This is a genomic window from Arthrobacter sp. NicSoilB8 (assembly GCF_019977355.1).
Lineage (GTDB): Bacteria > Actinomycetota > Actinomycetes > Actinomycetales > Micrococcaceae > Arthrobacter.
On sequence record NZ_AP024655.1, the window covers coordinates 4,692,968 to 4,704,407 of the forward strand.

An 11,440-nucleotide genomic window follows, 5' to 3' on the forward strand; every position below is an offset into this window, starting at 1 on the left:
CCGACGACGTTGGCGGGAGATTCTGGCGGGATGCCGGCGGGAGCTGCCGGTGACGGTGGTTTCAGCGCTGCCGGTCCCGGCGGTGGAAGTGCCGGCGGTGGCGCTGCTTAACCGATGTAGCTCATGACGTGCTTGATCCGGGTGTAGTCCTCCAGCCCGTACATGGACAGGTCCTTGCCGTACCCGGAGTGCTTGAATCCGCCGTGCGGCATCTCGGCCACGAGGGGGATGTGGGTGTTGATCCAGACGCAGCCGAAATCCAGGCGCTTGGCGAACTGCATGGCCCGGGTGTGGTCCTTGGTCCACACCGAGGACGCGAGCCCGTAGTCCACATCGTTGGCCAGGGCCAGGGCCTCGGCGTCGGTGGAGAACTTCTGCACCGTGACGATCGGGCCGAACACCTCGTTCTGGATGAGCTCGTCGTCCTGGTTGAGCCCGGACACCACGGTGGCCTCGTGGAAGTAGCCCACACCTCCGTGGCGTTTGCCGCCGACTTCAACGGTGGCGTGTTCCGGCAGCCGCTCCAGGAATCCGGCGACCCGCCGAAGATGGTCTGCGCTGCTGAGCGCGCCGTACAGGATTCCGTCCTCGGCCGGGGCGCCGGTCTTGGCGTTGTGCCGAACTTCCTCGGCAAAGGCAGCCACAAACTCATCGTGGATGTCTTCATGCACCAGCAGCCGCGTGGCCGCTGTGCAGTCCTGGCCCGCGTTGTAGAACGACGCCGGGACGATCCCCGCCACGGCGGTGGCGATGTCGACGTCGTCGAACACGATGACCGGGGCTTTGCCGCCCAGCTCCAGGTGAACGCGCTTGACGTCGACGGCGGCCGCTCCGGCCACCTCCATGCCGGCCCGCACGCTGCCGGTGATGGACACCATTTCCGGGGCCTCGTCCGCCACCAGCGCCTTGCCGGTCTCACGGTCCCCCAGCACCACGTTGAACGCGCCGGCGGGGAGGAATTCGCTGGCCAGTTCGGCAAACAGCAGGGTGGAGCTCGGTGTGGAATCGGAGGGTTTGAGGACTACGGTATTGCCGGCCGCGAGCGCGGGAATGACCTTCCACGCGGCCATCATCAGCGGATAGTTCCAGGGCGCCACCTGGCCGATCACGCCGATGGGCTCGCGCCGGATCGAGGAACTGTGGTCCGCGAGGTACTCGGCGGTGGCGCGCCCTTCCAGGGTCCGGGCCGCGCCGGCGAAGAAGCGGATCTGGTCCACGAGCACGTCGATCTCATCCGGGACAATCCCGGCCCGGGGCTTGCCGGTGTCGGCGCATTCGAGGTCTGCCAGTTCCTCGGCCCGCGCCTCGACGGCGTCGGCAATGTGCAACAGCGCCCGCTGGCGCTCTGCGGGAGTGGTTTCGCTCCAGATTTCAAACGCCGCAGCGGCTGCCGCGTAGGCGGCAGCGACGTCGCCGGCGGTGGAAACGGGCGTTGTGGCGATGACTTCCTCGGTGGCCGGATTGTGGATCGCCAGCCGGCTGGTCGCTGCCGAGTCAACAAACTGGCCGTTGACGAAGTTCCGCAAATTCCGCACGCTCATGTGGTTCCCTTCAATGAATTGGGTGGCCGGTCCGCGCCGCGGACCCCGCCAGAATGTGACCTGATTCACGGCCACATGGTGAGACTACACCTTATTCATCTGAAATGGGATGTTTAAATTATTGAGCTGTGCGCACCAGGACTTTCAGGTTGGTTCCGGGGCAGGCAATGGCGCCGGTCCAGGCCGGGCCCGCATCTGCGGCGGCAAGTGTGCCCACGGGGAGTCGCGGATCGGTGGAAACGATCACTCGGCCGGCGGCGCTCACCAGAGCTGTCGGGGCGCCCACGGCGCGCATCAGCGGCAGGGCGTCCCGCTCCAGCCGGCGCACCAGGACGTCCGCGCCCACCACTCCCGCCATGGACCCGCCAACGACGACGGGCGCTGTGAGCGTGAGGATGTAATCACACGTGCACAAGTGGTCCACGTAGGGGCCCGTGATGTGCCGGGCGCCGGTGGCCTCCGGAACCCGATACCACTCCAGCGCGCTAAGGTCCCGCAGATAGTCGGCGTACTCGCGCGATGCCAGATCCAGCTGGCTCGGCTCGGTGGTGGTGCCGAGGATCGGATTGTCCTCCAGCGGGCCCAGCCACCAGGCAAAATGGAGGCCCTTCCCGCGCACCACCCCCGGTGCTGCGATGAATCCGGCGCCGATCAGCAGCGGGTCGGCGGCCGTGAGTTCCGGGCCCACCATCGCGTAGACGGCAGGATCGATCTCTCCCGCACCCCAGGCAGTTGAGGCTTCGACCCGGCTGCGCCAGTGGTCCAGGGTTCCGAAGACGTCGTTGAACAACGCTCCGATGGCCGCGGCGCACTTGCCCGCCCGGGCCTGGACGGAATCCGCACTGTGATTCTCAGCCATCGGCTGCTGCTCCTTGCTCAAGGCGTTCCTTGGCTGCCAGCAGCCAGGCGGAAAGGTCGCTGATCTGCGTCCGGACCTCGGCGCGGGCCGCGGCGGCGTCATGGGCCGCTATCGCCTCGGCGGTGCGTTGGTTTTGCGCATAGACCCGCGCCCGCATGGCCGGGTCGGTCAGGCACAGCCACAGCATGGGGCCGAACTCGGCCTGGAGGCGGATCTGCTCGCGCACCAGGCGCGGCGACTGGCTGACGACGGCGATCTCGAGGTAGAAACCGCCGGCATTCCGGCCGGAATCGCTGGCGGAGCTGAAGTCGGCATCTTGAAGCCAGGCGGTGAGCCGTTCGGCTTCATCGGTGGACGCGAGCTCGGCCGCCCTTTCCGCGCAGCCGGCGGCCAGCGTGCCGAAATAGACGGCGAGGTCGGCAATCTCCACCTGGGAAAGTCCGCGCAGCCGGGCCTGCAGGAGCCTTTCAGGAGTCTGCTCGGCGGCCAGCACGAAGCTGCCGCCCTCGCGTCCGCGCCGGGTCTCCACCAGCCCGGCCTCGCGGACAGCCCCGAGCGCGTCGCGCGCCGTCACCAAGGCCACGCCAAAGCGCTTGGCCAGCTCGGCCTCACTGGGCAGCCGGTCGCCGGGGGCCAGCACGCCGAGCAGAATCGCATCGGTCAGCCGCTGGGCCACCTGCTCGGATCTGCCGGCGCCGGTCAGCTGGGCGAAGACGGCGGCCCGGGCACCGCGCGACGGCGTGGTGGCGGATGGTTCCTGGCTCACCGCGGCGCCTGCGGCCAGCCGCGTTCCGGGCTGGCCGGAACCGAGGGATCTGCTTCCATAGCGCCACTCTATCGGCCGCGCGAGTGCACGGTCCGTCGTAGCCGCCCGCCGCAGCGCCGCGCTCGTTGGCGGATGGTTGTTGTGCAGAGCCGCCAATTCCTAGTCTGTTTGTCCAATGTTCGGGTGATTGCGCCTTGTTAGGCTTCGAATCCTTGATCAGACGCCCGGGCACGGCGATGTGCCGCGGGCACTCCACGAAGGGACCCCCATGACTCCGATGCCCGGCCCCCAGCCCGGTTCCGCCGCCCGGGACGGCGCCCAAGTGCCCGCTGACGTGCCTGCCGGGCCGCTGTCGGGTCTCTTGGTGGCCGATTTCTCCCGTGTCCTGGCCGGACCGCTGGCCACCATGACGCTGGCTGATCTGGGCGCCCGCGTCATCAAGGTGGAGCGTCCCGGCGCCGGGGACGACACCCGCAGCTGGGGGCCGCCGTACTCCACCACCGGGGCCACCTACTTTGAGAGTGCGAACCGCAACAAGGAATCCGTCTGCCTGGACCTTGCTGACCCCGGGGACCTGCAGCTGGCCAGGGAGTTGGCCCTGCGTGCCGATGTCCTGGTGGAAAACTTCAAGCCCGGCGGGATGGCGAAGCTGGGCCTGGGCTATGCGGAGCTCTCCGCCGCCAACCCCGGCTTGATCTATGCCTCAATCACGGGTTTTGGCAGCACGGGCGGGGCCAACCTGATGGGCTATGACTTCATCGTCCAGGCCTTGGGCGGACTGATGAGCATCACCGGGGAGAAGGACGGCACACCCACCAAGGCCGGCGTTGCGCTCGTCGACGTCCTGACGGCCAAGGACACTACCATTGGCGTCCTTGCCGCACTGGCGGCCCGCAGAGTCTCGGGGCGCGGGGCCCTCCTGGAGCTCAATCTGCTCTCGAGCCTGCAGGGCGCGCTGGCCAATCAGGGCCAGGCCTTCCTGGGCGCGGGCAAGGTTCCGCACCGGATGGGCAGCGCCCACCCCTCGATCGTGCCCTACCAGCTGCTGGAGTGTGCGGATGCGCCGCTGGCGGTGGCCTGCGGCAACGACGGACAGTTCGCCAAGCTGACCCAGGTTCTGGGCATTGCCGGGTTGGCCGGTGACCCGCGCTTTGCCACCAACAACGCGCGGGTGGAACACCGCACCGAGCTGGTGCCCCTGTTGGAGGATGCCCTGTCCGCGTCGTCTGCCCTCATCTGGCAGGGCAAGCTGATCGAGGCCGGCGTCCCGGCCGGCCATGTCGCGGGTATCGACGAGGGTCTTGAGTACGCCGAGTCGCTCGGGCTTGAACCGACCATCGAGGTCCGCAACGCGGCTGGCCAGCCAGCCGGAAGGCAGATCCGCCATCCCATTACCTGGACGCCGGCATTCCGGGCCCCCGCAGCGGCCCCACCGTCGCTGGGCGAACACAGCGACCGCGTCCGGGCGTGGCTGTCCGACCGCGCTGACCGCTCCAGCGCTAGGCCCAGCGCTAGGCCCAGCGCAGTGCCAGCCAGAGGTTAGCCGCGACGTCGGCATCGTCCGGATCCGCCTGCAGCAGTTCCTCCGCTATTCCCATCCGGTGGCGCAGCGAGTTCCGGTGGATCCCTAGCTCGCGGGCGGCGCCCTCCCACTGGCCCCGGTGACGCAGATAGGCGCGGACAGTTCCGATCAGGTCAGCGCGCTGATACCCGCGCAGCGCAGCCACCCAGCCCTGGGCCCGGGGATCCAGAGCCCCCTCCGGTGCGTCGACAATCTGCCCGGCAGCCAGCGCACGTACCATGGCGGCCAGCTGTCCGGCCTCCTCGTGCACCCGTTCCAGCGGCATCGGCCGGCTCAGCACGGCCGTGACACCGGCGGTGCCGGCGCCGCCGTCGGCGTCGTACGGCTCCGACTGCGTAGTGCTGCCGCCGTCGCTGCCGGGAGTGCCGGGAGTGCCGGCGTCGCGGTATTCCGCGTCCAGCACGTAATAGCTGAGGCCGCCAGCCACGTGGCGCAGGCGGCAGGAACGCAGGGCACCACCGGCCTCAGGCCAGCCGGCCCGTCCGGTCCCGGCGCGCAGCCTCGACTCCAGCTCCCCGGAAACCGCCGCGGGATCAATCTCGCCACGCACCACCAGGAGCCGCACGGCGCCGGTAGGCGCGACAATGCCCAGATCCGGTGCCAGGGCCCGGCCGGCGTCAACATGTCCGGTGAGAAAGAGCTTGGTCACGGCCGAGCCAAGCGCGGCAGCGGTGGCGTCGCTCTCCAGTTGCTGGGCCGCCTTGAGCGAGAGCAACACGCACACCGTCATGATGATCTGCCGATCAGCACGGGTCAGTTTGCGCCCGGCACCAATGGCCAGGAACCCGACCGTCCGCCGCCCCACCAGCACGGGATACTCCACGACGTCGGTGCCATGGATCTGAAAAGTGGAGGCCGAATGCGTCACGGCCATATCAAGCCGCGAGGTCTCCCTGCGCAACTGCTCCACAATCGTGTGGTTGTCCGCCGGCCAGAGTGTTTCCGCCCCGCTGTCGGCCGGAAGGTACGCCACCCAGCCGCCCAGCGCCTGGGCCAGGGCCTTGACTACGGAAGGGAGCGCATCCGCCTGCGTCGCGGCCCGGGCCAGCGCCGTCTGCGTGCCGAGGCTGGCGGTCAGGTCCGCCCGGCCTTCGCGGCCCACGAGGTCCCAATAGGCGCGGGAGACGTTCATGAACGGCGTGCCGTCGGGCACCACCAGAAGCTCCAGCCCGGCCGAGGCGCAGGCGGCACTCAAAGCCGGCGGCACCTCATCCACGCCGGCCCCCAGGCCGAGCCCCAGAGCCGCGATGTTGCGCTCCACGAGGCGCCGGACGTAGGCCTGCACCTTGGCCTCTCCGCCCGAGACGGGGATGCCCGTCGTGAGGAGCAGCTCGCCGCCTTCCAGATACGGCGTGGGATCCTCGAGCTCGGAGATGTGCACACCCGAGATCTGCCGCACGGCCACCGCCCCTCCCGCGGCGGGGCGGAGATCGCTGCCGAGTTGGTTGTGCAGTTGGGCCAGGCTGATCACTCGGTGGTCCTTTCAGACAGACACGAATCCTTTGGATATTCTAACCAAATTAGACTCAAAGTTAGATGAACCATCCAATGTCAGGCGAGGAAGGGCTCATTACCTTGTCTACATGACCCGTTCCACAGACAGCCTCCCCCAGACCCGTCACCTTGCCACCGCCATTCCCGGTCCCGCCTCCACCGCGCTGCACCGCGAGCGCGAAGCGCAGGTCAGCTCCGGCTTCGGTGTGACCATGCCCGTCTTCATCAACCGTGCCTCCGGTGGAATCCTGGAAGATGCTGACGGCAACCGCATCATCGACTTCGCCTCCGGCATCGCCGTGACCAGCGTGGGCGCCGTGAACGCCCAGGTCCAGGCGCACGTGGCCACCCAGATGGCCAGGTTCACCCACACCTGCTTCATGGTGACCGAGTACGATTCCTTCACGCAGGTGGCCGCGTGGCTGAACGCGCGTGTCCCGGGAGACTTCCAGAAGCGCACCGCACTCTTCTCCACCGGCGCGGAAGCCGTGGAAAATGCCGTCAAGATTGCCCGCGCCGCCACGGGCCGGGGACGGGTGCTGGTATTCGACGACGCCTACCACGGCCGCTCCCTCCTCACGATGGCCATGACCGCCAAGGTCAACCCGTACAAGAAGAACTTCGGCCCGTTCCCGGGCGAGGTCTTCCGCGCTCCCACGGCCACCCGGTTGTGGGCCAAAACCGGCGAGGACGCAACGGCTGCCACCGCGCTGGCCGGCGTCGAGGCGCTGCTGCTCGAGAACGACCCCCGGACGTTCGCGGCCATGGTCATCGAACCCATCCAGGGTGAAGGCGGCTTCCTGGTGCCCGCCCCCGGCTTCCTGCCCGGATTGCGGGAGCTGGCCACCAAATACGGCATCGTGCTGGTGATGGACGAGATCCAGACCGGTATGGGGCGGACCGGCAAGCTCTTTGCGAGCGAGCACGAGGGCGTCGCCGGCGACCTCACCCTGACCGCTAAGGCCCTGGCGGGCGGCCTGCCGCTGAGTGCGGTCACCGGCCGGGCCGAGCTCATGAACGCCCCGCACGTCGGCGGCCTGGGCGGCACCTACGCCGGAAACCCAGTGGCCTGCGCCGCGGCGCTGGGTGTCTTCGAGGCCTTCGAAGACGGCACGTTGCTGACGAACGCCCTGACCATCGAGGCAATCGCCCGCGAGGTGCTGCAGCCCCTCGCGGACAGCACGGCCATCATTGCCGAGTTCCGCGGCCGCGGCGCCATGCTCGCCGTCGAACTCGCGGACAAGGACACGCTGGAACCGCGCGCCGATCTTGCGGCCCAGGTGGCCGCCGCCTGCCACCGGCAGGGGGTCCTGGTCCTGGTCTGCGGCACCCACGGCAACGTGATCCGGCTGCTGCCGCCCCTGGTCATCAGTCCGGAATTGCTCCGCGACGGCCTCGACGTGCTGCGCAATGCCATCGTGGCAGCCGATGCCGCCCGGCCGGACGCCGCCAGTGCCGCGGCCCTGGCAGCCGTCTAAGTCCCCAGCCCCGCAAACTCTTGGAGAACACCATGAACGAATCCTCTGACCTGCTGAACATCGATTCCCTCTTCACCGCCGAAGAACTGGCCATGCGGGACAAGGTGCGGTCCTTTGTGGACAGCACTATCCGGCCCAATATCGCCGCCTGGTATGAGCAGGCCGTCTTTCCGGTCGAGATCATCAAGGACATGGCCGGGCTGGGCCTGCTTGGCATGCACTTGAAGGGTTACGGCTGCCCGGGCCGTTCCGCCGTGGAATACGGCATCGCCGCCATGGAACTTGAAGCAGGCGATTCAGGCCTGCGCACCTTCGTCAGCGTGCAGGGCTCGCTCGCGATGAGCGCCATTTACAAGCACGGCTCCGAGGAGCAGAAGAACCAGTGGCTCCCCAGGATGGCCGCCGGCGACGTCGTCGGCTGCTTCGGCCTGACCGAGCCCACGGCCGGCTCCGATCCCGGCAGCATGAAGACCTTCGCCCGCCGCGACGGGGACGGCTGGGTCATCAACGGCTCCAAGCGCTGGATCGGCCTGGCCTCGATCGCCCAGATCGCCATCATCTGGGCCATGACCGACGACGGCGTGCGCGGCTTCATCGTGCCCACCGACACTCCCGGGTTCAAGGCCACTCCGATTGAGCCCAAGCTCTCCATGCGCGCCTCCATCCAGTGCGACATCGAACTAAGCGGGGTCCGCCTCCCGTCCACCGCGATGCTCCCGAACGCCAAGGGTCTCCGCGGCCCGTTCGAGTGCCTCAACGAAGCCCGCTACGGCATCATCTGGGGGGCCATGGGGGCCGCGCGCGACAGCTACGAGACGGCGGTCAGCTACTCGCAGGAGCGCCTGCAGTTCGACAAGCCCCTGGCGGGCTACCAGCTGACCCAGGAAAAGCTGGTCAATATGGCCCTTGAAATCAACAAGGGCATGCTTCTGGCACTGCAGATCGGCCGACTCAAGGAAGCCGGCCAGCTCAAGCCGCACCACATCTCCGTGGGAAAGCTCAACAACTGCCGCGAGGCCATCCAGATCTGCCGTGATGCCCGCGCCATGCTGGGCGGCAACGGCATCACCCTCGACTATTCGCCGCTGCGGCACGCCAACAACCTCGAGTCCGTGCGCACGTATGAGGGCACCGACGAGGTCCACACGCTGATTCTCGGCAACCACATCACGGGCATCCCGGCCTTCCGCTAAGACGCAGCCAGTAAAGGAACAGCAATGACCACAGCAGTCGAACTGCAGCACTACATCTCGGGCACCTGGTCTCAGGGCGACGGCGGCATCATCACCTCCGTCAATCCCGCCCGCCCCGCCGAAACGGTGGCGCACGGCCTGCAGGCCGGACCGGCCGACGTCGACCGCGCCATGGCCAGCGCTGTAGCGGCGAAGCACGGCTGGGCCCGCACCCCCGCCCATGAACGCGGCGCGGTCCTGCTGCGCGCAGCGGCGATCCTGGAAGCGAACTCGCAGGCCTGGGGACTGGAGCTGGCCCGGGAGGAAGGAAAGACGCTTGCCGAGGGCCAGGGCGAGGTCCTGCGCGCCGCGCAGATTTTCCGCTACTACGGCAACGACGGCGACCGCGAGGCCGGGGCGATCTACGCCTCCCCGCGGCGGGGCGAAAAGATCTTCGTCACCCGCAAGCCGCTAGGGGTGGTGGGCGTGGTGACGCCGTTCAACTTCCCCATTGCCATCCCGGCCTGGAAGATCGCGCCGGCACTGACGTACGGCAACACGGTGGTCTGGAAGCCGGCCAGCACGGTGCCCCTGCTCGCCATGCGGCTGACCCAAGCGCTGGAACAGGCCGGACTGCCCGCCGGCGTCCTGAATCTGGTCATTGGCCCCGGCGCCATCGGGACCGCGTTGGTGGAGCATCCGGCGCTGGACGGGCTGTCATTCACCGGTTCCACCGGCGTGGGCCGCACCCTGGCCGCCGCGGCCGCGGCGCGCGGCGTCCCGATCCAGGCGGAAATGGGCGGGAAGAACGCCGCCATCGTCCTGGCCGACGCGGACCTCGAACTGGCCGCCGAGCAGGTCATGCTCGGGGCGTTCCGTTCCACCGGGCAGAAGTGCACGGCGACGTCGCGGCTGATCGTGGCGGACGCCGTCGCCGATGAATTCCTCGCCGGGTTGGCCGCCAGGGCCCAAGCCCTGCTAGTGGGCGACCCCGCAGATCCGTCCACCCAGATGGGACCCGTCGTCAGCGCCGACGCCCGGGCATCCATCCAGCGCGGCATCGCGACGGCGCTGGACCAGGGCGCCGGGCTGCTAACGGGCGGTCTCCCCTATGACGACGCGGCGCGGGCCGAAGGCCACTTCGTTGCCCCGACGATCCTGGAGCTCTCGGGGGCACGCCACGCTGATGTCTGGCGTGATGAGCTCTTTGGCCCCGTGCTCAGCGTCCGCCGGGCGGCCTCAACGCAGGAAGCCTTTGACCTGGCCAATGACAGCGACTTCGGGCTGTCGGCGGCGCTCTTCACGCAGGACGTGACCCTGGCGCTGGAGGGAATGGAGGAGCTGGACGTCGGGATCCTGCACGTGAACTCCGAATCGGCCGGCGCCGATCCCCATGTGCCATTCGGCGGAGCCAAGAAGAGCGGCTACGGACCCAAGGAACAGGGACAGAGCGCCAAGGAGTTCTACACGCACACCACCACCGTCTACCTTCGCGGCGGGCGGCCCCTGTCCGGCGCACGGCCATAGCAGCCCTTCCCCACCGAACCGGAGAAAACGATGCCACCCCGAACCACCATTACGCACGTCCTCGTCATCGGCGCCGGCGCCATGGGGTCCCAGATTGCGCTGACCGCTGCCCTGGCCGGATACACCACCACCGTGCAGGACGTGTCGCCGAGCCAACTGGACGACGCCGCGGCCCAACTGCGTGAACGCACCGACAAAATGGTGAAATCCGGAAAGCTGGCAGCGGAGCAGGCCGAGCGGGCCTATGACCGGCTGACGTTCAGCACCGATCTGGACGCGGTGGCGCCCTTTGCCGACTTTGTCATTGAGGCCGCCACCGAACGGCTGGAAACCAAGACGGCCATCTTTGCCCGGCTGGGCCGGTTCGCCCCGCCCCATGCCATCCTGGCCACCAATTCCTCCACGATCGGTTCCTCCGCCGTGGCCGCGGCCAGCGGTCGGCCCGGACAGGTGTGCAATATGCACTTCTTCAATCCCGTGCTGGTCATGGAATGCGTGGAAGTGGTGCGCCATGCCGGAACGTCCCGGGAAACCGTGGACACGACCCTCGAACTCGCCCGCAGCATGGGCAAGGCACCAGTGCTGATCAACCGGGAGGTGCCGGGGTTCGTTGCCAACCGGTTAATGGGCGCCGTGCAGAAGGAGGCACTCGCACTGCTGGCCGGCGGTGTGGCCAGCATGGAAGACATCGACGCCACGGCCAAGACCGCGCTGCGGCATCCCATGGGACCATTTGAGCTGATGGACCTGGTGGGGCTGGACGTTGTGGACTACATCGCCCAGGCCACGTATGCGGCGACCGGCGACCCGGCTGACGCCCCGGACGAGTCCGTTGCCGCCCTCGTCAGGGCCGGGAGGCTTGGCCGCAAGTCGGGCTCCGGGTGGTACGACTACTTCTAGTCGATCAGGTTCACCGCCCTCAGCCCCACCCCCAGCAACGCGGGGTCAGTTACGGCCCATTACGGCGGGGCAAAGTCATATGGTCGTAGCAACGCTCTGATCGATGGAGCGTTTTATGGTC

General features: G+C 68.2%; 9 protein-coding genes. 5 read left to right on the forward strand and 4 right to left on the reverse strand.

Annotated elements, in window-relative coordinates; translation table 11 throughout:
• Positions 1-107: 107 nt before the first annotated feature.
• From LDO15_RS21190 to LDO15_RS21200, 3 genes are all read right to left on the reverse strand, one after another.
• Positions 108-1,541 (reverse strand): aminobutyraldehyde dehydrogenase, encoded by a 1,434-nt coding sequence (locus LDO15_RS21190; RefSeq protein WP_223982123.1) that lies wholly within the window; start codon positions 1,539-1,541, stop codon positions 108-110.
• Positions 1,542-1,659: 118 nt separating this feature from the next.
• Positions 1,660-2,400, reverse strand: a complete 741-nt coding sequence (locus LDO15_RS21195) for a cache domain-containing protein (protein ID WP_223982126.1) — start codon at positions 2,398-2,400, stop codon at positions 1,660-1,662.
• Positions 2,393-3,166, reverse strand: a complete 774-nt coding sequence (locus LDO15_RS21200) for a GntR family transcriptional regulator (protein WP_223982128.1) — start codon at positions 3,164-3,166, stop codon at positions 2,393-2,395. Before LDO15_RS21200 ends, LDO15_RS21195 begins: the two co-directional genes overlap by 8 nt.
• 277 nt (positions 3,167-3,443) lie before the next feature.
• Between LDO15_RS21200 and LDO15_RS21205 the strand changes: the two genes are divergently transcribed.
• Positions 3,444-4,709, forward strand: a complete 1,266-nt coding sequence (locus LDO15_RS21205) for a CaiB/BaiF CoA-transferase family protein (RefSeq protein ID WP_223987614.1) — start codon at positions 3,444-3,446, stop codon at positions 4,707-4,709.
• Here LDO15_RS21205 and LDO15_RS21210 read toward each other — a convergent pair.
• Entirely contained in the window at positions 4,678-6,219 is a 1,542-nt protein-coding gene (locus LDO15_RS21210; RefSeq protein ID WP_223982130.1) for a PucR family transcriptional regulator, read from the reverse strand. The genes LDO15_RS21205 and LDO15_RS21210 overlap by 32 nt on opposite strands.
• A gap of 112 nt (positions 6,220-6,331) precedes the next feature.
• Between LDO15_RS21210 and LDO15_RS21215 the strand changes: the two genes are divergently transcribed.
• The 4 genes from LDO15_RS21215 to LDO15_RS21230 are packed head-to-tail and all read left to right on the forward strand — an operon-like array spanning position 6,332 to position 11,319.
• Complete coding sequence (locus LDO15_RS21215; RefSeq protein ID WP_223982132.1) at positions 6,332-7,720, forward strand: aminotransferase class III-fold pyridoxal phosphate-dependent enzyme; 1,389 nt, start codon at positions 6,332-6,334, stop codon at positions 7,718-7,720.
• A 32-nt stretch (positions 7,721-7,752) separates the two neighbouring features.
• Positions 7,753-8,913 carry an acyl-CoA dehydrogenase family protein gene (locus tag LDO15_RS21220; protein ID WP_223982134.1) on the forward strand — a complete coding sequence of 387 codons (1,161 nt, stop codon included), beginning with the start codon at positions 7,753-7,755 and terminating at the stop codon, positions 8,911-8,913.
• A 24-nt stretch (positions 8,914-8,937) separates the two neighbouring features.
• The gene (locus LDO15_RS21225) at positions 8,938-10,419 is read left to right on the forward strand and encodes an aldehyde dehydrogenase family protein (protein ID WP_223982136.1); all 1,482 of its coding nucleotides are present in this window, start codon (positions 8,938-8,940) and stop codon (positions 10,417-10,419) included.
• A gap of 30 nt (positions 10,420-10,449) precedes the next feature.
• Positions 10,450-11,319, forward strand: coding sequence for a 3-hydroxyacyl-CoA dehydrogenase family protein (locus tag LDO15_RS21230; protein ID WP_223982138.1), 870 nt, complete (start codon positions 10,450-10,452; stop codon positions 11,317-11,319).
• Positions 11,320-11,440: the final 121 nt, after the last annotated feature.

What these genes read in the sequence shown, in the direction of transcription:
- LDO15_RS21205 (WP_223987614.1), top strand. Translation starts at nt 3,444, where the DNA reads ATGCCCGGCCCCCAGCCCGGTTCCGCCGCCCGGGACGGCGCCCAAGTG.
- LDO15_RS21230 (WP_223982138.1), top strand. Translation starts at nt 10,450, where the DNA reads ATGCCACCCCGAACCACCATTACGCACGTCCTCGTCATCGGCGCCGGC.
- LDO15_RS21220 (WP_223982134.1), top strand. Translation starts at nt 7,753, where the DNA reads ATGAACGAATCCTCTGACCTGCTGAACATCGATTCCCTCTTCACCGCC.
- LDO15_RS21195 (WP_223982126.1), bottom strand. Translation starts at nt 2,400, where the DNA reads ATGGCTGAGAATCACAGTGCGGATTCCGTCCAGGCCCGGGCGGGCAAG.
- LDO15_RS21190 (WP_223982123.1), bottom strand. Translation starts at nt 1,541, where the DNA reads ATGAGCGTGCGGAATTTGCGGAACTTCGTCAACGGCCAGTTTGTTGAC.
- LDO15_RS21225 (WP_223982136.1), top strand. Translation starts at nt 8,938, where the DNA reads ATGACCACAGCAGTCGAACTGCAGCACTACATCTCGGGCACCTGGTCT.
- LDO15_RS21215 (WP_223982132.1), top strand. Translation starts at nt 6,332, where the DNA reads ATGACCCGTTCCACAGACAGCCTCCCCCAGACCCGTCACCTTGCCACC.